At 61.1% G+C, this 20,189-nt stretch carries 18 protein-coding genes and 1 pseudogene; 11 read left to right on the top strand and 8 right to left on the bottom strand.

The genetic code is table 11. From position 1 onward, the window contains the following. Nucleotides 1-115 precede the first annotated feature (115 nt). From VMU57_RS10535 to VMU57_RS10520, 4 genes are all read right to left on the bottom strand, one after another. Entirely contained in the window at nucleotides 116-1,108 is a 993-nt protein-coding gene (locus tag VMU57_RS10535) for a hypothetical protein (RefSeq protein ID WP_325383171.1), read from the bottom strand. Nucleotides 1,109-1,149: 41 nt separating this feature from the next. After that, nucleotides 1,150-1,725 (bottom strand): DUF7010 family protein, encoded by a 576-nt coding sequence (locus VMU57_RS10530; protein ID WP_325383169.1) that lies wholly within the window; start codon nucleotides 1,723-1,725, stop codon nucleotides 1,150-1,152. A gap of 410 nt (nucleotides 1,726-2,135) precedes the next feature. Next, on the bottom strand, nucleotides 2,136-3,056 hold the full coding sequence (locus VMU57_RS10525; RefSeq protein WP_325383167.1) for a lysophospholipid acyltransferase family protein: 921 nt from the start codon (nucleotides 3,054-3,056) through the stop codon (nucleotides 2,136-2,138). After that, nucleotides 3,053-4,666 (bottom strand): bifunctional folylpolyglutamate synthase/dihydrofolate synthase, encoded by a 1,614-nt coding sequence (locus tag VMU57_RS10520; RefSeq protein ID WP_325383165.1) that lies wholly within the window; start codon nucleotides 4,664-4,666, stop codon nucleotides 3,053-3,055. The genes VMU57_RS10525 and VMU57_RS10520 overlap by 4 nt, the downstream gene beginning before the upstream one ends. 430 nt (nucleotides 4,667-5,096) lie before the next feature. Here VMU57_RS10520 and VMU57_RS10515 point away from each other — a divergent pair, with 430 nt between their 5' ends. The 5 genes from VMU57_RS10515 (at nucleotide 5,097) to VMU57_RS10495 (ending at nucleotide 10,685) form a co-directional block, all read left to right on the top strand. Continuing rightward, nucleotides 5,097-5,666, top strand: a complete 570-nt coding sequence (locus VMU57_RS10515) for a PEP-CTERM sorting domain-containing protein (RefSeq protein WP_325383163.1) — start codon at nucleotides 5,097-5,099, stop codon at nucleotides 5,664-5,666. Between the two features lie 5 nt (nucleotides 5,667-5,671). After that, nucleotides 5,672-7,768, top strand: coding sequence for a threonine--tRNA ligase (gene thrS / locus VMU57_RS10510; protein ID WP_325383161.1), 2,097 nt, complete (start codon nucleotides 5,672-5,674; stop codon nucleotides 7,766-7,768). 416 nt (nucleotides 7,769-8,184) lie between these two features. Further along, a complete protein-coding gene (locus tag VMU57_RS10505) occupies nucleotides 8,185-8,670 on the top strand; it encodes an SRPBCC family protein (RefSeq protein WP_325383159.1) in 486 nt (161 codons plus the stop codon). Nucleotides 8,671-9,038: 368 nt separating this feature from the next. Further along, nucleotides 9,039-9,947 carry an NADP-dependent oxidoreductase gene (locus VMU57_RS10500; protein WP_325383157.1) on the top strand — a complete coding sequence of 303 codons (909 nt, stop codon included), beginning with the start codon at nucleotides 9,039-9,041 and terminating at the stop codon, nucleotides 9,945-9,947. A gap of 201 nt (nucleotides 9,948-10,148) precedes the next feature. After that, the gene (locus tag VMU57_RS10495) at nucleotides 10,149-10,685 is read left to right on the top strand and encodes a cell division protein (RefSeq protein WP_325383155.1); all 537 of its coding nucleotides are present in this window, start codon (nucleotides 10,149-10,151) and stop codon (nucleotides 10,683-10,685) included. 376 nt (nucleotides 10,686-11,061) lie between these two features. Here the strand turns inward: VMU57_RS10495 and VMU57_RS10490 are convergent, their stop codons facing one another. Continuing rightward, entirely contained in the window at nucleotides 11,062-11,358 is a 297-nt protein-coding gene (locus VMU57_RS10490) for an HU family DNA-binding protein (protein WP_026336550.1), read from the bottom strand. Between the two features lie 492 nt (nucleotides 11,359-11,850). On the opposite strand from VMU57_RS10490, the gene mnmE reads away from it, so the two are divergent. Next, the gene (gene mnmE / locus VMU57_RS10485; RefSeq protein WP_325383150.1) at nucleotides 11,851-13,242 is read left to right on the top strand and encodes a tRNA uridine-5-carboxymethylaminomethyl(34) synthesis GTPase MnmE; all 1,392 of its coding nucleotides are present in this window, start codon (nucleotides 11,851-11,853) and stop codon (nucleotides 13,240-13,242) included. Nucleotides 13,243-13,629: 387 nt separating this feature from the next. On the opposite strand, the gene VMU57_RS10480 is transcribed toward mnmE, so the two are convergent. Continuing rightward, entirely contained in the window at nucleotides 13,630-14,568 is a 939-nt protein-coding gene (locus VMU57_RS10480) for an RNA polymerase sigma-70 factor (RefSeq protein ID WP_325383148.1), read from the bottom strand. A 295-nt stretch (nucleotides 14,569-14,863) separates the two neighbouring features. On the opposite strand from VMU57_RS10480, the gene VMU57_RS10475 reads away from it, so the two are divergent. From VMU57_RS10475 to VMU57_RS10460, 4 genes are all read left to right on the top strand, one after another. After that, nucleotides 14,864-15,688, top strand: a complete 825-nt coding sequence (locus VMU57_RS10475) for an alpha/beta hydrolase (protein ID WP_325383146.1) — start codon at nucleotides 14,864-14,866, stop codon at nucleotides 15,686-15,688. A gap of 101 nt (nucleotides 15,689-15,789) precedes the next feature. Continuing rightward, nucleotides 15,790-16,275, top strand: a complete 486-nt coding sequence (locus tag VMU57_RS10470; protein WP_325383144.1) for a carboxymuconolactone decarboxylase family protein — start codon at nucleotides 15,790-15,792, stop codon at nucleotides 16,273-16,275. Beyond that, entirely contained in the window at nucleotides 16,272-17,126 is an 855-nt protein-coding gene (locus tag VMU57_RS10465; RefSeq protein WP_325383142.1) for a sigma-70 family RNA polymerase sigma factor, read from the top strand. The genes VMU57_RS10470 and VMU57_RS10465 overlap by 4 nt, the downstream gene beginning before the upstream one ends. Nucleotides 17,127-17,224: 98 nt before the next feature. Beyond that, entirely contained in the window at nucleotides 17,225-17,620 is a 396-nt protein-coding gene (locus VMU57_RS10460; RefSeq protein ID WP_325383140.1) for a nuclear transport factor 2 family protein, read from the top strand. A gap of 101 nt (nucleotides 17,621-17,721) precedes the next feature. Here VMU57_RS10460 and VMU57_RS10455 read toward each other — a convergent pair whose 3' ends face one another. Then, nucleotides 17,722-18,708, bottom strand: a complete 987-nt coding sequence (locus VMU57_RS10455; RefSeq protein WP_325383138.1) for a DUF1080 domain-containing protein — start codon at nucleotides 18,706-18,708, stop codon at nucleotides 17,722-17,724. A gap of 125 nt (nucleotides 18,709-18,833) precedes the next feature. Beyond that, entirely contained in the window at nucleotides 18,834-19,658 is an 825-nt protein-coding gene (locus tag VMU57_RS10450) for an alpha/beta hydrolase (protein ID WP_325383136.1), read from the bottom strand. 340 nt (nucleotides 19,659-19,998) lie between these two features. Between VMU57_RS10450 and VMU57_RS10445 the strand changes: the two are divergent. After that, nucleotides 19,999-20,189: pseudogene (locus VMU57_RS10445) on the top strand (IS110 family transposase); the annotation flags it as partial.

The raw sequence follows: 20,189 nt of genomic DNA, 5'->3' as shown, positions 1-20,189 counted from the left end.
AGGCAAAAGCAAGGACAACCGCAAAAGCAGGTCCTCCGCCTGCGGCGAAGGATGACAAGTTTGATTACAGATTGCTTGATTAAAGAGTTTTTAAACAGATTCTGAGAAGTCAAAATCACTTGCCGTCCCTGGGGTAGGGTTCGGCCATGAGCTTGATCTGGCGTCGAATGCGATAGCGCCTTGGAGCGGCGCAGACGGTGAGGGCCGCATCGTCGCAACTGCGTTCGAGAACATCGACGGGATTGTCCAATGTGGCCGAGACGATTCGGCCTGTGGGCACGTCGAGCTGGATATTGGCCTCGAAGGACTCCTGACCGATTGCGGCAGCATATTTACCTTTACCGTCCGGTTTACTGTCTGAGACCTTCTGAACCTGAACCCAGTTGTTATGAGCGTCGCCTACCGGATCGAGCATCCACGGAGCGGGAAGTTCTATTTGAGGTTGCGCCGGAGGCACATGCCGGACGATCACGGTAGCGATGTGGGCCGAGGGATTGATGGAAAGCAGCGTCAGATCGAAGTCGATAGAGTCCTGCCCGACGAGCGTGTAGGTGCCATCGGCCCACGAGTTTGGAAGACCATGTTTGACGTAGACGTGATCTCCGGGCTGGGTGAGATTGCTTTGCCGCATGACAAGCTGGACGTCGGCGTAGAAGGTCAGCAGGTCGGTGATGGGGCCGATCAGTATGGGCTGGACTTTGCTGAGGTCGGGGATGGAGAGCTTGTAGTCCGGCGCGAGAGATAGGGCTTCTCTAAACTGTTGGCCTGCGGGAGACAGAGGAAAGGGTCTGCCGTCTACATCGAGGCTGCTCCATCTGAGGTCTTCTACGAAGACTTTGGAGGCGGGATTTTTTGTAACCGTTCCGGTTACGTATGCCTCGTAGCGAATGGTGCGCTCCGGACTTTGGTTGACGCCCTGCATCTTGTAGGCGATGGTCTCGCCGGGTTGGTAGTGCCGCTGAAGCTTTGTCGGCAGCGGTTCGGCTGTCTGTGAGCTGAGTTTGTTCGGGGGAATAAGAACCACGACGGCGACGAGTGCGGCGCAGAGACTCATCAGCGGTCCGCGCTTTGCTCGGCGTGCGGTGCGGATTTTACGGGACCGCTTCATAAGCTGGAGATTTTACATACGTCCTGGGGCTCAACAACGATCTACACCGATGTCGCCGAGGCAGGAGGGTTTCGGGCAGCGGAAATATCCGAGAACGCAACGCGGCGACCGACAAACGCGAATGCAACGAGAAGAACCGCGGTGAGCCAGGCACCAAGGCTGACAGGGGTGGGCAGGTACATAGCGATTGCAACGCCACTCGCTATCAGCGTTGCGGAGAGAACACCAAATTGCCACATGCCGTACATGAAGATGAAGGGAAGATAGTGAGCCCCGAGGACAATCATTAACGCTGGATAGAACCATGCGGGGTGAAGTGCTCCAATGCCGATCACCAGCGGCAGCGTCAACGGCAGAGTGAACGCGACCTGTATCCCCAGTGCGTTCATGGGGTGTCCCTTGGGCAAGGCGTAGGCGCGGCCCATGCTACGGAGCACCAGTTGGGTCAGAGGAAAGATTAAGAACCCACCCAGAATGAGGATCCACTCTCCAAGCCGGAGTGAGTGCCATGTGCAGGCGACAGCAGACACACACCACAACACGGCCGAGACGAGCTGACCAGCAAAGCCTCCCATGAACGTCTCGCGAACATCTTTCTGCGCATTGGTGATTTCCATGACGCCATCATAGCGTCACCGTCTTATAGCGGGAGATTCTGCAGAGAAGACTTAAGGAAAGTCTGAATAAGTCTCCAATGATTTCCTCAGAGGAAGAGCCTCTTTGCAAGAGAATGGCTTAAGGAAGGTCTGATTAAGTCTTCGAGCATTCCCTCAGCGGCTAAAGCCGCATTGCAGACAAACCACTTGCGGCACGGCTGAAGCCGTGCCCTTAACAAAACCGGACTTAATCAGAGGTTCCTAAGTGGCTTTCCTTCAAATGGAGTTTTGGTGATTCGAGCGAAACGCAGATTCCCTTCGGGAATGACAAACAAAGGAAGATAACGCGGAATGACAAACAAAGAAGACGCTGCGGAATGACAAACAAAGGAAGATCTGTTGGCGATTCCCTGTTTCCTGAGCCTTGTTCCCTATTCGCTGTCTTTATGGTGCTGCATGTAGGTGGCGGTGATGACGTCGCGGAGGCGCTGGGTGAGGGCGTCGGCGTCGCGGGTGGTGAGGCCGGTGGTGGGGATGGGGTCGCCTACGATGATGGCCAGAGGGCGCGGGCGCAGATGATAGGTGTGGATGGGGAGCAGCTCGTAGGTTCCGACCAGGGTGAGCGGGATGAGGGGGAGCTGCGCCTTGATCGCCATGTAAGCTGCGCCGGAGACGAAGGCTTGAGTCTCGCCGCTGGCGGCGCGGCCTCCTTCGGGGAAGAGGACGAGGGGGAGACCGGCTTTGAGCGTGGCGACGCCGCGGCTGAGGCTGGCGATGGCGGAGCGGGCGCTTTTGGCGTCGACCGGGACCTGGCCCGAGCGGTGCAAGTACCAGCCGATGAAGGGGATCTTCCACAGCGCCTGCTTGGCGAGGATGCGGAACTGGAAGGGAAGCTTGGCGAAGAGGACCGGGGTGTCGAAGTAGCTGAGGTGGTTGGAGGCGTAGACGGCGGTCTCGTGCTCATGGAGCTTTTCCGCTCCGATGAGGGTGACGGGGGAGAGGCTGATGAGGAGCAGCACCCGGGCCCAGGCGTGGGCGATGGCGTGCTGCTGGCTGCCGGATTTGTCCCACAGGCCGGCGATGAGCGAGACGCAGCCGAAGGCGGTGGTGGCGAGGGCGATCAGCGGGAGGAAGAGGAGGTAGGTGAGCCAGGGGAGGATGCGGCTCTGTGGCCGGGGTTCGGCTGGCGGGATTTGTGGCGCTTCGTAAGCCCACGTCTCAGAATCGAGACGTGGGGCACCCGGCTCCTCGGGCGAGATCCGGGGCGTCTGGGGCGCTTCGGGCGAGATGCGGGGGTTCTTGGCTTCGGCTGCGCCTCCACTCAGAATGACAGGGGGTTGGTCTGGGGTCATGCTCTGTCCTGAGGGATGGTCAAGGCCAGGTTGCGGATCTCGCCGACGAGGTAGATGGAGCCGGTGGCGATGATGATGCCGTTGGGCGGGGTTTTGGCACGGGCCTCGGCGAGGGCGGCGGGGATGTGCGGCGCGGCGTGCGCGGGGATGTCCATGGCGTGGGCGGCGGCGAGCAGGTCGGTGAGCAAGGCGGCGCGGGGGTTGTCGATGGGCGCGAGGATGATGTGGTCGTGGGCGCGGTCGGGGTCGCCGCTGGTGGAGTCGAAGAGGGGGAGCAGGATCTGCGACATTTCTTTGAGCGACTTGTCGCGGAGACAGCTGAAGATGAGGGTGCGGGGCTGCGCGGAAGGAAGCTCGGCGATGGCGGCGCGGAGGGTCCACGCACCGGCTGGGTTGTGGGCTACATCGAGCAGCAGGGGAGCATGGCCTGGGGTGGGGGCCGGGATGAGTTCGAGGCGTCCGGGCCAGCTAGTGTTGCGGATTCCTGCTTCAATATTGGCGTTTGTGATTTTGTAACTGGTTTGGTTGCTTGCAGGGTTTGATTTGTAACCTGTTTGGTTGCGTAATGCGATTGCGGCCGCGATGGCCAGGGCGATGTTGCGTTGTTGATGCTGGCCGTGGAGGGGGGAGTCGACTTCGAGGGTCTGGTTGTCGAGGGTGAGGGTGTAGTGGTTGCGGGCGAGGGTTTGTGGGGCTTCGTAAACCCACGTCTCAGAATCGAGACGTGGGGCACCCGCGTTTGTTGCTGCGGGAACTCTGGTGGGGGGGATGTATGGGGCGGCGCTGATGGCGGTGAGGTTGAGGGTGGCGGCGGCTTCGCCGATGGCCTGGTTGGCCTCGGGGTGCTGGGGCAGGGTGACGAGGGTGCCGTTGAGGCGGAGGATGCCTGCCTTTTCGCGGGTGATGGCGGCGATGGTGTCGCCGAGGTAGTCCTGATGGTCGAGGGCGATGTCGGTGATGATGGAGAGGAGTGGGTCTACGATGTTGGTGGCGTCGAGGCGGCCGCCGAGGCCTACTTCGAGGACGGCGATGTCGACTGGGGAGGTACTTGATTCCCACCCTTCGCGGTGAGGCTGCGAAGGATGGGGCACCCGGGCATGATTGCTGCTTGCTAAACCCACGTCTGAAGATCCAGACGTGGGGCACCCGACGTTATGGGTTGGTTGGCCAGCGAAGTAGAGGAAGGCGAGCGCGGTGAGGACTTCGAAGAAGCTGGGGTGGTGGGGCAGCGTGCCTTCGAAGACGAGGCGGTTGGCGGCGTCGTCGACCTGGAAGTAGAGGCGAGCGAAGTCTTCGCCGGAGATCTGGTGGCCGTCGATCTGGATGCGCTCGTTGACGCGGATGAGGTGGGGCGAGGTGTAGAGGGCGGTGCGGTAGCCGGCGGCGGTGAGGATGCTGGCGAGGGTCGAGGCGGTGGAGCCTTTGCCGTTGGTTCCGGCGATGAGGACGGAGGGGAAGGTGGTCTGCGGGTCGCCAAGCGCGGCCATGAGGGCGCGCATGTGGGCGAGGTCGAACTTGCGGCGCGGGGCGGGCATGCCTGTGGGCGACAGGGTGGGCGCGAGTTCGTGGCCGAGAGCGTAGAGGTGGTCGACCGCGGAGAGGTAGGACATGAAAGCTATTTTAGGCGATGGGGACTGGGTTGGCTTCTCATTTAAGGCAGGTTAGTGGGGCTTCGGAAACCCACGTCTCAGAATCGAGACGTGGGCACCCGGGCGTACCGCGGGGAGAGAAAAAAGAGGGGACTCCACTCCGAATTCGCCTTCCGTCGAGATGACGCAGGTTTTGCAGCGGGTTGTGGGGCTTCGGAAACCCACGTCTCAGAATCGAGACGTGGGGCACCCGGCGTACCGCGCGCGGGGGCAGCGTTGTGGCCGGGCAGTCGGGCCGTGGCAGAATTTTCTTCTTTCTGTGCATTAATCTGCATTGTTACTGCGGACGTATCAGCGGTTATGGGGAATTTTGGACGGACCTGGTTGGAACGAAACGTGCCTTCATCACTCTCAGCCTTCTACGGGTTTTGATTTCGAAAGGAACTCCCCTATGCGTTTACGCACTCTTGTGACGGCTGCCACGGTACTTTTGCTGTTTCCGCTTCTGGCCCGTGCCGATGACTTTACTTACAACCTGGATGACAATTTCACCGGCTTCACCGTGACGGGATCGATCACCACGAATACGGACTCCGGAATCCTGACCCGCAGCAACATCACCGGCTACAACATCGAGGTGAGCGATGGAAGTTCCATGCTGAACCTGGCGTCGACCGATTCTGAGCTCAACGTTGCCGGCGCGAGCCTGACGGCGACCGCTTCGGGACTCTTCTTCAACTTCGACAACGCGAACGAAGACCTCCTGTTGTTTCAGAGCCCCAGGTTCGGCACCGGCACTGACTACCTGTGCTATCAGGGTGTGAATGGCGGCTGCGACGATTTCTCCGGCGCGCACGAGTCCATTGCGATTGGGGACAGCGGGCAGATCGAAGAGCTTCGCAGCGGCAAGCTGGAGATCGCCTCGATGCCGGTTGCACAGACGCCGGAGCCGGAGAGCCTTGTGCTGATGGGAACCGGGCTGCTTGGCCTGGTCGGCGTGGTGCGGCGCAGGCTCGCGTAAGCCGGATGGTTGAAAGGCTGCTCGAAAGTCGGCGGTGGAACGGATATGCTGGAAGGGTGAGCAACGAGACGATTTCGATTCAACTTCCTGATGGTTCTGTGCGCGAGGTTCCGCGCGGTACGACTCCTTTTGATGTGGCGATGGGGATTTCGCCGCGGCTGGCAGCCGCGGTGGTGGTGGCGCGGGTTAAGCCTCTGCGGAAACCCACGTCTCAGAATCGAGACGTGGGGCACCCGGTCTTGGAGGAGGGGTCGGAGGCTTCTATGTATGGGGCTTCGGAATCAGGGGAGCGGCTGGTGGATTTGTCGGCTCCACTGACCGAGGACGTGGCGCTGGAGCTGCTGAAGGAGAATGATGAGGCCGCGCTGAAGGTGGTGCGACACTCGGCGGCGCATGTGATGGCTACGGCGATCCTTGAGCTGTTTCCCGAGACCAAGCTGGGGCATGGACCGGCGACCGATGCCGGGTTCTTTTATGACGTCTATCGCGAGACGCCTTTCAGCGATGAGGATTTAGCGGCGATTGAGAAGCGCATGGCCGAGGTGGTGGCGCGGGACGAGAAGTTCGTGCGCGAGGAGGAGCCGCGCGAGAAGGGGTTGACCGACTACGCCGCGCAGGGCGAGTTTATGAAGGTCCACTTCATCGAGCGGTTTACGCAGCCGGGCGAAGAGATTTCGCTTTATCGCAATGGCGAGTTCACCGACTTCTGCCGTGGGCCGCATGTGCCTTCGACGGGGCGGGTGAAGGCGTTCAAGGTGATGAGCGTTGCGGGCGCGTACTGGCTGGGGGATGAGAAGAACCAGCAGTTGCAGCGCATCTATGGCACGGCGTTTTTTAATGCGAAGGATCTGGACGCGTACTTCAAGCGGTTGGAGGAGATCAAGGCGCGTGACCATCGCGTGCTGGGCAGGCAGCTCGATCTTTATTCCATTCAGGAAGTCGCTGGATCGGGGCTGATCTTCTGGCATCCCAAGGGCGGTCTGATCCGCAAGACGATGGAAGACTGGATGCGCGATGAATGTATCCGTCGCGGTTACGAATTGGTTTATACGCCGCACATCATGCGGCGCGAGATGTGGAAGATCAGCGGGCATGAAGAGAACTATGGCGAGAATATGTATCCGGCGATGGAGTTGGACGACGCCGAGTACAGGCTGAAGCCGATGAACTGCCCCGGCCATATTTTGATTTATAAGAATTCGCCGAAGAGCTATCGCGATCTGCCTGCGCGGTATGCGGAGCTGGGGAACGTTTATCGGTATGAGCGGTCGGGCACGATGCATGGGCTGCTGCGCGTGCGCGGCTTTACGCAGGACGATGCGCACATCTTCTGCACGCCGGAGCAGATCGAGGGCGAGATTGCGGGCTGCATCGACTTTGCCGAGTCGGTGCTGAAGACGTTTGGATTTGAAGAGTTCAAGGTGGAGCTTTCGACGTGGGACCCGGCGGACAAGAAGTTTATCGGCAGCGCGGAGCGGTGGGACGGCGCGGTGGGCTCGCTGACGAAGGTGCTGGACGCGAAGGGCATACCGTACAAGGTGATTCCGGGCGAGGCGGCGTTCTATGGGCCGAAGATCGATATCAAGCTGGTGGATGTGTTGGGGCGGATGTGGCAGCTCTCGACGGTGCAGTTCGATTGGAATCTGCCTGCTCGGTTCGACCTCGCGTACAAGGGCGAGGACGGCGAGCTGCATCAGCCGGTGATGGTGCATCGTGCTTTGTTCGGAAGCGTCGAGAGATTTTTTGGTGTGCTGATCGAGCACTATGCAGGCGCGTTTCCGATGTGGCTGGCTCCGGTGCAGGTGGGGCTGGTGCCGATCTCGTCGGACAAGCACATGGAGTATGCGCGCGCGGTGAAGGCGAGGCTCGAAGCTGCCGGGCTGCGGGTGGAGCTGGATGAGCGCAACGATCCAATGAAGGCGAAGATCCGCGACTTCGCGATGCAGAAGGTTCCGTTCGTGTTGGTGATGGGCGATAAGGAAGCGGCGAGCGAGAGCGTGAGCGTGAGGACGCGGGGCAAGGGCGATGAGGGCAGCGTGTCGCTGGAGGCGTTTGTGGAGAGAGCGGTTGCGCTGGTGAAGGGGCAGGGCATGGCGCTGTAGTGGGGGGGTGGAGTTGGTGGCGCTTCGTAAACCCACGTCTCAGAATCGAGACGTGGGGCACCCGCACCCGGCACCCGGCGTTTGTGGAGAGAGCGGTTGCGTTGGTGAAGGGGCAGGGCGTGGGGTTGTAGGTTGGAGTTGGGGTTTGGTGGCGCTTCGTAAACCCACGTCTCAGAATCGAGACGTGGGGCACCCGGCGGTTGGGGTGCTTTTTGAAATTGATGTGGGGCATCAATTACGGTGATGCTGTCGCCGTCCTGTAATGGTTCCGTGAGATAGTGCGGTACTGATCCTAAAACCGGCGCATCTAACGATTGAGTTGCGAGAGCTTCGTTTTAACTCAACCTGTTGGGCTTCGTCGCGTCGAGCGTGGGATCAGGCGAGCTGGGTACTTTCTCTCAGGAGGCGTGATCGGCATGTTTGTTGTCAGTGACAGGATTCACGTCAACGCTCCCCTGGAGCGGTGCTTTCTGCTGTCGACCAGCCTGGAGCTGGTGCGGCAGTCGCTGAAGATGCGGCTGGTGGCCGGGCAGTCGAGCAGGCCGGGCGGGCTGGTGGAGGAGGGCGACCGGCTGACGTGGAAGGGGTGGGTCTTCTGCATGCCGCAGCGGCACGAGAGCCTGATCTCCCGGTACGAACGGCCTAACTTTTTTCAGGACACGATGTTGCGGGGGCGGTTCAAGCGGTATCAGCACGACCATACCTTTACCGAGATCGGCGGGCGGACGCTGTTGAACGACAAGATCCGGTTTTCGCTGCCGCTGGGGATGGTGACGCGGCCGGTGGGGCGGTTCGTCGTGACACCTTATATCGCGAGCCTGCTGCGGCACCGGCTGGAGCTGCTGAAGCGGGTGGCCGAGAGCGAGGAGTGGAAGCAGTATCTGCCGGGTGGGCAGGCTTGAGGCTGGGCGGCATGTTGGTGGGGTGATGACGGTTCGTAAAGCTTAGGGAAGGTCTGATTAAGTCTCCGAGCATTCCCTCAGCGGCTAAAGCCGCATTGCAGACAAACCGCTTGCGGCACGGCTGAAAGCCGTGCCCTTAACAAAACCGGACTTGATCAGAGGCTCCTTAGAGCGGTTCTCCTGCGGGTGGAGTCATGCAAGCCGGGAAGAGACGCGGATTCCCTTCGGGAATGACAACAATAGGGCAAAACTTCCTGGGGCAGTGGCTTGCCTGGTTGCTGTTTTTTGCGTCTGAAGTACGAATAAGAGCGGTGCCGTGAAGGCCGTGGCTGCCGGGTTAGGCATCTCATCTGGGATGAGGTGATGCGATGAAGGCAGTTGTTCTGCATGAGTACGGCGGCCCGGAAGTGCTGAAGTATGAGGACGTGGCCGATCCGGTGGCGGGCGAGGGGGAGCTGCTGGTGCGGTTGTCGGCGACCAGCGTCAATCCGATCGACTACAAGATGCGCAGCGGCGTGGCCAAGGACCACTTTCCGGTGACGTTTCCCGGGATTCTGGGGAGAGATATCGCCGGGGTGGTGCGCGAGGTGGGGCCGGGGGTGGAAGGCTTTGAGCCGGGCGACAAGGTGATCGCGCTGGGCAAGCGAAGCTATGCGGAGCTGGTGGTGGTGAAGGCGCAGGATGCGGCCAAGGTCCCCGACGGGCTGGACGTGGTGGAGGCTGCGGCGCTGCCGCTGGTGACGCTGACCGGGGAGCAGCTGGTGACGCGCGGAACCGCGATTCAGAAGGGACAGACGATTCTCATTTCAGGCGCGGTGGGCAGCGTGGGCCGAAGCGCGGTGTGGACGGCGAAGAAGGCGGGAGCCACCGTGATTGCGGGAGTAAAGAAGAGACAGTTGAAGGAGGCCCAGGAGCTTGGCGCGGACGAGGTGATTGCCTTGGACGATACCTCCGCGATGGAGAAGCTGGGTTTTGTGGACGCGGTAGCGGATACTGTAGGCGGCAAGACGGCAGAGATGCTGCTGGGCAAGGTGAAGCAGGGCGGCGTCTTCGGCTCGGTGCTGGGGCCGCCGGCGAATGCGAAGATGCATCCGACGGTGCAGGTGACGCCGGTTATGGCGGTTCCTGACGCGGCCACGCTGCGGGCGCTGGCAGAAGATGTTGCGGCCAAACGGTTTGTGATTCCGATTGACCGGATGGTTCCGTTGAACGAAGCGGGCGCAGGCCAGGCGGCGGCGGAGAAGGGCGGTATCGGCAAAGTATTGCTGCTGGCCTAGAGGAGGTCTGATTAAGTTCCTGAACCATCCCTCGGGGGCTAAAGCCCCATGACAGAGCAGCGATTTGCGGCGTGGCCGAAGGGACGCCCTTTCAATACGAAGACTTAATCAGAGGTCCCCTGGAAGCGGGATTGCCTTTTGGACACCGAGCGGTCTAACCAACGTAGAGTACGGGCTGGCTGAGCTATGGAAACAATTCGAGTGACAACCTGGATGGACGCGCCGATGGAACGGTGCTTCAAACTTGCGACGAGCATCGACCTTCATCTGGCATCGGCGGCACAGACGCAGGAGTCGGCCATTGGCGGCGTGACGACGGGCCTGATCGGCGAGGGCGAGTGGGTGGAGTGGCGGGGAAGGCACTTTGGAAGGTGGCTGACGCATACCAGCAAGGTCGAGGGATGGCGGCCCTTCAGCTTCTTTCGCGAGGTGATGACCGAGGGATGGTTTCGGCGGTTCGAACATGAGCACCACTTTGCCGTGATGGACGACGGGACGCGGATGCGGGACGAGATCCGCTTTTCCGCGTCGGGCATGATGAGCAAGATCAAGGAGAAGATCGCGCGGCGGCACCTGATCGGGATGCTGCGGCGGAGGAATGCGCTGATCAAGCGGGCGGCCGAGTCCGAGGAGTGGCGCAGGTACCTCGAGGCGAGCCCGGCGGTGTCGGCCAACCCGGTTCGCGCGGTGAATGAGACCACGGCCCGACGGTGGGACAAGAGCGTTGTGGGCGGGTGATTGACGCTAAACCCACGTCCCAGAATCGGGACATGGGGCACTCGGCTTTGTTCGCCTCCGGTGTGGGCTTGCAAGTCCGGAAGAGACGCGGATTCCCTTCGGGAATGACAACAAAGGAAGCTTTCTCCTTAGGGAAGGTCTGATTAAGTCTCCGAGCATTCCCTCAGCGGCTGAAGCCGCATTGCAGACAAACCACTTGCGGCACGGCTGAAGCCGTGCCCTTAACAAAACCGGACTTGATCAGAGGTTCCCTAGAGGGGATAGGTAGGAGGAATTAGAGGGAATCGTTATAAAAACGATTGCCCGTTGTGCGCTGCCTTGCGGCGGCAGAGACACAACGGGCTGATCGGTTTGAGTGCAGGTGCTGCGGCCCTGGTTACTTCTTGGGCGGAGCGATGGTGTCCTTGGCGACCTTGGCGACGCGGAACTTGACCACGGTCTTGGCCTTGATCTTGATGGTTTCGCCGGTCTGGGGGTTGCGGCCGAGGCGGGCCTTGCGCTCTGCCTTCACCAGCTTGCCGATGCCGGGAATGGTGAACTCGCCGTTCTTCTTGGTCTCTTTGACTGCGGTCTCAGCCAGCAGCTCGAGGCCGGCTGCGGCCTGCTTGTTGGTGATCTCGAGCTTCTCCGCCATGTGGCGAACGAGTGCTGTCTTGGTCATTCCCTTTGCCATGTAATGCTCCTTCTTTCGTACGTTCGAAATAGAAAATCTCTGGGCCCGCTCGCCTTGCCTGCGTGAAGATTGACGGAGAAAACATCCGTTGCCGAATGCGTGTTCCTCAATGTTCATGCGGGTGCGGAGAACCGTACCGCAATTCACCTTCGGCTTTTCCGAGAGGTTTGTCAACCGGATTTCTTCGGTTTCCACAGGTTTTTTTAGGTTTTTGCCGGTTTTGTGCGGTTTTTGGTTCATTTCGGGGCAAAAACGGTCTTGGGGCGGCGTTTCGCTCCAGGATTGCGGTTGGGTTTGGGGTGGCGGCGCTTCGTAAACCCACGTCCCGGAATCGGGACATGGGGCACCAGGACCCGGTGTTTGGGGTCTTCGGGCGAAAAGATACAAGGGGCCTTGCCACCCCGGCAAGCACGTGCGCTCGCCGGGTCGAGAGGATCTGCGTTGGGGGCCTGATACTGAGAAGGGCATAAAGGAGCGAGAATTAAAATCAGCATGAGCGACCCGACCAACGACACCGATCCGACCAGCGACACCATTGCGGCGATCTCGACTCCGCCGGGACGCGGCGGCATCGGCATCGTGCGGCTCTCGGGGCCGAGGGCGCGGGCGATTGCAGAGCCGCTGCTGCGACTGCGCCATCCGCTTGCGCCGGGGCAGGCGCGGTTCGCGGAGATTGTCGACGTCGAGAAGAGAGACGGCGAAGAGGGCGACGTACTTGACGAGGCGGTGGTGACTTTTTTTGCCGGGCCTCGCTCTTACACCGCCGAGGACATCGTGGAGATTGCGGCGCATGGCTCGCCGGTGCTGCTCGACTATCTTCTGCGGGCGTGCCTCGCCAACGGCGCGCGGCTGGCCGAGCCGGGAGAGTTTACGCAGCGTGCGTTTCTGGCGGGGCGTTTCGACCTGACGCAGGCCGAAGCGGTGCACGACCTGATCGAATCGACCACGCTGCATCAGGCCCGGGTCGCGGCGCAGCAACTGGGCGGTGCGCTGTCGCGGCAGATCGCTCCGGTCAAGGCGAAGCTGGTGCACTTGATTGCGACGCTCGAGGCGGGGATCGACTTTGCCGAGGACGACATCGACGTGATGCCTGCGTCGGAGATCGACGCGCAGATTGCGGCGATCGAGGCTCCGCTGGCGGCGCTGAACGAGACCTTCGGCTATGGCCGCATTGTGCGCGACGGATTTACGCTCGCGATTGTGGGCAGGCCCAACGCGGGCAAGTCGTCGCTCTTCAACCGGCTGATTGAACGCGACCGCGCAATTGTAACGGCGGCTCCGGGGACGACGCGCGACCTGGTGACGGAGCGGGTATCGCTCGAAGGCATACCGCTGGAGCTGGTGGATACGGCGGGGCTGCGCGATGCGACGGACGAGGCCGAGACCATCGGCATTGCGAAGTCGCGCGAGGCGATGGCGGAGGCCGATATCGTGCTGCTGGTGCTCGACGCGACCGCGCCGCTGCATGCTGAAGACGAGGCCGCGATTGCGGCGCACACGACGCGGCCTCTGCTGATTGCGTGCAACAAGCACGACCTTGCGCCGGGAGTGTCGCTGGCGGAGATGCGGCATCCTGTGATTCAGACCTCTGCGCTGACCGGGGAGGGCATCGCCGCGGTTCGCCGCGCTATTGTGGGGCTGGTCAGCACGGGCGCTCCTGGCGGTGAGACGGCGCTGCTGACGAATCTTCGCCAGCAGCAGGCGGTGTCGGGGAGCCTGATGGGGCTTGGCCGGGCACGCGAGGCGGTGTCTGCGGCGATTCCTCACGAGATGGTCCTGCTCGATCTTTATGAGGCGCTCGAGGCGCTCGATGGGCTGACCGGGGCTACGACGAACGACGATATTCTGCGGCTGATCTTCAGTACGTTCTGCATCGGCAAGTAGCGGGCGGCGGGCAACGGCGAAATACACGGAGGCTCCCCGCTTCGCTCCCCTTGAGATGACGTGCTTTTGTGCGGGGGGTTCCCGTAGGGCTCATCGTCGAGGTTGAATCAACAATTCATTCCGACGGACAGGTCGATATCACCCCAGGGATTCTCTGATTAAGACTTACGACGCGGCTGAAGCCGCGTCCTTTCAAAACAGGACTTGATCAGAGGTTCCTTAGAGAAGGTCTGATTAAGTCTCCGAGCATTCCCTCAGCGGCTAAAGCCGCATTGCAGAGAAACCACTTGCGGCACGGCTGAAGCCGTGCCCTTAACAAAACTGAACTTAACTTGCGGCGCGGCTGAAGGCGTGCCCTTAACAAAACAGGACTTAATCAGAAGTTCCTTAGAGCGAAGCCGTCGGCCCCATCGTGGTCTCGGTTGTGGTTGCGGTTGCGGCGGAGATCGAAGCCAGCTTGGCCGGATTCAGCACCCACATCACCTGCCCGATCTCCGCCCCTGAAGCATCGACGGAGACCAGCCCATACGCGTGGCCATCGCGGGAGACCAGCGCGGCGACGCCTCCGTTCGCCTCGACCCACGTGATCGTCGCGCCCACCCACCAATGCGAGGCAAACGATGCGATGAACTTTGCCACCTTTGCCCGGCCCTGGATCGGCACCAGCGCCGCCCGCACCACGCCGCCGCCGTCCGAGGTGGAGACCGCATCGGCGCCGAGAAGCTCTTCGAGCGCAGCCAGTTCTCCCTGCCGGGCCGCGGTGAGAAACGCACGCAGCAGCCGTTCCTGCTCGGCCCTTCTGGCGGGGACCTTGCGTTCGTCCGCGATGTGCTTGCGCGCGCGCGTCACGATCTGGCGAACGTTGCTCTCGGTCATGTCGAGCACGGTGGCGATCTGGCGGTGCGTGTACTCGAAGGCCTCCCGCAGCACGTACGCAGCGCGCTCCGCAGGCCGCAGCTTCTCGAGCAGCAGCAGGACGGCGAGTTCGAGCGCCTCTCCGCGTTCGGCCCCAAGCGTCGGATCGGCGCTGGTATCGACCGGCTCCGGAAGCCATGGCCCGATGTAGGTCTCGCGCCGCGAATGTGCCGACTGGGCAACGTTGATCGCGAGCCGGGTCGCCACCGTGACCAGGTAGGCCACGGGTTCGAGCACGGCTGACCGATCGGCCGTCTGCCATCGCAGCCACGTCTCCTGCACCACGTCTTCGGCCTCGGCCACCGTGCCCAGCATGCGATACGCGATGCCGAACAATCGCGAACGCGAGCCGAGAAACACCGCGGTCGCGCTCTCGAGACTGCTGGCGTTGGTGGTCTGCTCCGGCGTCATGGGGATATTTTAGAGCGTCGGCCACACCGCAGGATTTTTGCCGGAGCAGGTTGTGCAGCCAGAGGCGAATACCCGAAGACGCTACAGCGGGCGGCGACGAGGTTGTTGGGCTCGTTGGCGGAGAGGACGCCGATGGCGAAGGCTCCGGTGAGGCGGTGGAGGGCTCTTCTCACTGCTTGTTCGAGGGGTATGGTGGGAACCCAGGTCTCAGAATCGAGACCTGGGGCACCCTCACTCGCACCCGCACCCGCTACCGCTCGTTGTACTCTTCCACCAGGAGAGGTAACTCAACCTCATGGCTCGCCTGCAGAACTGGACGTTCACGCTTGCCATCACGGCGATCAGCCGCTTCCTCATCCTGCGCGATCGGTGTTTTGGCCGATTGGAACTCACGCCTGCTCTCAGCGATTCACAAGTGATGATGACCGCGCAGACTCTAAGGAGCGGCGCGAATACTCTCGACGCACGGTTCGCTACACCGATCGAGACCCCGGCCACCGCGGCGGTGCTGGTCTGCCACGGTATCGGGGAGACGGTGGAGCATTGGGATGCAACACAGAGACTGCTGGCACAGAACGGTGTGGCCTCCCTGGTCTTCAACTACTCGGGCTACGGCAGGAGCACTGGATGGATCACTCCAGGCAACTGCGAAGCCGATGCTCTCGTCGCATTTGAATTTCTTCGAGAGCTTGCAGGGCCTGTCCCGATTTCGATCCTGGGATATTCCCTGGGAAGCGGCGTGGCCACTGCGATCGCGTCTCGTGTCGAACCGACGAAGTTGATCCTTTGTGCGGCCTACACCTCTCTACGCGAAGCGGCCGCGAGTGTGGGTGTGCCAAGCCTTTTTACCCGGCTGCTTCCTGCGATATGGACCAACGCCGATTCGCTGAGGACCTGTAAAATTCCCGTACTGGTTGTTCACGGAGAAGCGGATCGTTTGTTTCCTCCTCAGATGGCACGCGATCTCGAGAGGGCCTGCAACTCAAAGTGTGAAGTCTTTGTCGTCCCGGGCCTTACCCACAACGAGCCGATCTATCGACCTCAGCTGCTTTACTGGTCGTTCGTCATATCGCGGATCCAGGATGAGAGTGCGGCGTGCAAACCGGCAACGCTTGCCTGAGTACGAAAAAAATTAGCGCCGATCTCTCTTCCTCCTGCCTTGCATGTCACATTGGCCGCTCCTGTCTCGTCATGGTGGTAGTAACCCAAAGGAGATTGCACATGACCCCCAGACTTAACCCACTCGCCGCCGCCCCCGCACTGATGAAGGAGTGGCACGCCACCTCCATCGCCATCGCCTCCAGCCTCGAGCCGAGCCTCAGCGAACTCGTCAAGATTCGCGCCTCCCAGATCAACGGCTGCGCCAACTGCCTCAATATGCACACCGTGTTCGCTCGCGAAAACGGAGAGACCGAGCAGCGCCTCTACCTGTTGCCGGCGTGGCGCGAGGCCCCCTGCTACAGCGAGCGCGAACGTGCGGCGCTTGGCTGGACCGAGGCGCTCACACGGCTCTCCGAAGGTCATAACCACGAGAGCGCCTACGATGCCCTCAAGGCTCACTTCACCGAAGAGGAGCAGGTCAAGCTCACCCTGCTCATCAACATCATCAACGGCTGGAACCGCATCGCCGTCGGCTTCGGCGGCTGGGCCGATCCGGCAGCGATCAAGGCGGCTGGCATAGCCGCGAGCAAGGCGGCCGCCGCTTGATCGGCAACACTTCCTTCGAGGACGCGGCGGCAACTTTCGAGCCGTTGCGTCCAAAGCTCACCCGCGTCGCCTACCGCATGCTCGGCTCCGTGCAGGACGCCGAGGACAGTGTGCAGGACGCCTTTATCCGCTGGATGAACACCGAGCGCACCGAGATCCTCGAGCCCGAGGCCTTCCTGCGCCGCACCGTCACGCGCCTCTGTCTCGACCAGCTGAAATCGGCGCGCCGCCAGCGCGAGACCTACATCGGCCAATGGCTTCCCGATCCTGTGGTCGAAGAGGAAGAGGTCGAAGACGTCACCCTGCCACTGATGCTCGCGCTCGAACGCCTCTCTCCGCTGGAGCGCGCCGTCTTTCTGCTGCACGACGTCTTCGGCCTGAGCTTCGAGGAGGTTGCGGCGACGATCCGGCGCGATCCGGCGGCCTGCCGTCAGCTCGCCTCCCGCGCGAGAGAACATGTGCGCAACGAACGCCCTCGTTTCGAGATCGAAAAAAAGCGCGGCCTTGCGCTCGCCGAAGCATTTTCCAGCGCTGCGCGAAGCGGCGACATGAAGGCGATTGCCGCGATGCTGGCGACCGATGTCAGCGTGCATGCAGACGGCGGCGGCAAACGTCCCGCTGCCTTGAATCCCATCCTCGGCTTCGATGCCGTGATGAATCTCTTCGAGCGTCTCGCGCCATTGCTCCAGAAGACGAAGTTCATTCGTGCGGCATTCATCAACGGATTGCCCGGCTTCATCACGCTCGAAGCCGATGGCGAACTGCAGACCACAGCGCTCGAGATCGAAGACGGAAAGGTCGCGGCGATTTATGTCATGCGAAATCCCGACAAGCTGAAGCACCTGCATTAGCCTGCTGCACAAGGACGGCGCAGCAGCGCTAAGAACAGCCGCACAATTTATCATCCCGTCAGACGCACGAGGCACACAGAAAGAACGGTGAAGAGACGATGGCAGACAACGAGACATTGATAGCCCGGGTTTACGCTGGCTTCAACCGCAGGGACATTGACGGTGTCCTGACGTGGATGAGTGAGAGTGTCAGCTGGCCCAGGGTCGTTGAAGGTGGCCGCGCGGTTGGGAAAGAAGAGATCCGTTCGTACTGGACTCGGCAGTGGAAGGAAGTCGATCCTCACGTAGAGCCGATAGAAGTCAACGACGACGCGCGAGGCAGAACCGAAGTCAGGGTTCACCAAGTCGTCAAGAACCTCCAAGGCGAGGTACTTTTGGATAAGGAAGTACGGCACATTTACACCATTTCAAATGGCCTGATCGACCGCATGGACGTCGAGGAAGACGATGCGGATGCGGATGCGAGTCCATCCGCGGCATCTTCAAAGCCCTGACCCGTGGGGAGCCAAACGCGGGTCATCTCGGCCGAAGGTGAAGCCGCAGCGGAGAGACCCCTGTATTTCGCCTCTCTACATCTTCATCTTCAGGACCCGACTTACTTTTTCGGAACGGAGATTGTGATGTTGCGGTACTGGATGACGCCGTGGTGGTCGCCCTGCAGATAGAACGGTCCCGGCTCGGCCTCGTTGCTGTCGAGCGCGCCTCCGGTCGGTCCCGGAAGCTCGACGTTGTCGTGGTACATCTTGCCATCGCGCAAGACCGTCACATGCCTGCCGACCAGGGTGACGTCGAAGGTCGTCCATCTTCCAAGATCATTTTTCGCGCCCGCAGGCGGCGGGTACCAGCTATAGATCGCGCCCATCTCATGCGACGGGAGCTTGCCGCCCTCGGTGCCCACCTGCAACTCATAGCGGCCGCGCAGATAGATGCCGCTGTTGCCGCCCTCCGGACAGTTCACTTCGATATGCAGCTTGAAGTCCTGAAACTTCTCCGTGGTCATGATGTTCGCCGCCGGGCGCATCTTCTGACCGGGCACCTCGGGATTGTCATTCACCAACTCGCCATCGCGCGCCACCCACTTGTTGTTCTCGACGTTCTCGATCGGCTCCCAACCCTTGAGATTCTTGCCGTCGAACAGTGGCCGGGGCTTGGTCCAATGCTTCGGCATGGGCCGATCGAGCAAAGGAGCCTTCACGCCAACCAGCGCCGGTCCGGTCACATCGCCATGCGTCTCAACGCCAGTCAGCCTGCCTACGCTGGGCGAGGTCAGCACCCAGCTAATCTCCGAGCCAGATCCCGCACCGTGGCCCTCCTCCGCAACGTCCACGATCAGCTTGCCCGACTCCACGTGCGCGCCTGCGATCGGATGCCATGCGCCGCCCCTCGGCTGGACGCGGCCTTCCATCCTGCCGCCGTCCTCGGTAAGCTCCATCCATTGCGGATAAGGCTGGCCGTCGGCGGGCGTAACCGTCATGTCCCAACGGCCAAGAAACGGGTTGGCGTCCTGCGCGAAGACAGTCGAGGCGAGCGCGGTCGCCAGAATAGCTGCAAAGAGAGCTGCAAACAGGGTCTTTATTCTCACGCAGTGAGTGTAAGTTTTTCGACCCGCCATGTCACGTGCTCTCTCTCGGAACTGGCCGCGGCTAACGCTGGCGCACGTTCCGACGCGGCATTGCGCAACATCTCGGAAGCCACCTCTTCAGCTCTTCAGCTCTTCAGAAATGCCAGCAGATCGGCGTTGATCTTCTCCGCCTGCGTTGTCGGCATGCCATGCGGGAAATCCTTATAGGTAATCAGCGTCCCATTCTTGAGCAGCGCCGCCGACTTCGGCCCCGCCGCGACGTAGGGAACAATCTGATCGTCCTCGCTATGCATGACCAGAACCGGAATCGTGATCTTCTTCAGGTCTTCCGTAAAGTCGGTCTGCGAAAACGCCACAACGCCGTCGTAGTGCGCCTTCGCTCCGCCCATCATCCCCTGCCGCCACCAGTTCGCGATGGTCGCTTCCACGGGCTTTACCCCCGGCCGGTTGAAGCCATAGAAAGGCCCCTCGGGCAGGTCGCGATAGAACTTCGAGCGGTTCGCGGCGAGCTGCGCCTGCAGATCGTCAAACACCGACTTCGGCAGCCCCTCGGGATTCGCATCCGTCTTCATCATCAAGGGCGGTACCGCGCTGATGATGGCAGCCTTGTACACCTCCTGCTGCCCTCGACGAGCAAGGTAATGCACCACCTCGCCGCCACCCGTCGAATGCCCCACATGAATCGCATTCTTCAAATCCAGATGGGCCGTGAGGGCCGCCAGGTCATCCGCGTAATGGTCCATATCGTGACCATCGGCAACCTGCGTCGAACGCCCATGCCCACGGCGGTCATGCGCGATCACGCGATATCCCTGCTTCAGAAAAAACAGCATCTGGTTGTCCCAGTCATCGGACGACAGAGGCCAGCCATGGCTGAACACGATCGGTTGTCCGGAGCCCCAGTCCTTGTAAAAGATCTCAACGCCGTCTTTGGTTGTGATGGTGGGCATGTGAACTCCTTTCAATTGGCAACGAATGTCAGCAGATTAGATCACACTTTGCGTGGCGATGCTCGCGGATTCAAGGCAGTTATGGCTGGCGGCCTTTTCCCCGAGAAGCAGGCTTGTGTTGATCTGGGGGATCCGATCCAAAACCTCCCTTGGGGATAACTGCGCAAGCCCTCATCGAGCAAGGTTTGCAGAGATTCCGTCGGACAGCTTCCGACAGCCGCGCTTCTCGACATTTGAGAGTTGTTACCGACAAACCGACTAATGAGATGGTCCGCCGCTTGATTCTCCTGCGTGAGCGGGAGGATCGTAGAAGCAGCTTCTGACAAGGAGGATCATTGCTATGCAGATACATTCAGTTGGCATCGACCTGGGCAAGGCGACCTTTCACCTTGTGGCGCTCGGCGCAGCCGGCAAGGTGCTCGTGAAGAAGAAGTTCACGCAGCGCCAGTTGTTGACGTACACCGCGAACATGCAGACTTCGCTGATCGGCCTGGAAGCTTGTTCAGGAGCGCACTTCCTCGGACGCGCCTT

It is taken from the genome of Edaphobacter sp. (assembly GCF_035532915.1).
Lineage (GTDB): Bacteria > Acidobacteriota > Terriglobia > Terriglobales > Acidobacteriaceae > Edaphobacter.
This window is presented reverse-complemented; position numbering and strand designations above follow the sequence as displayed.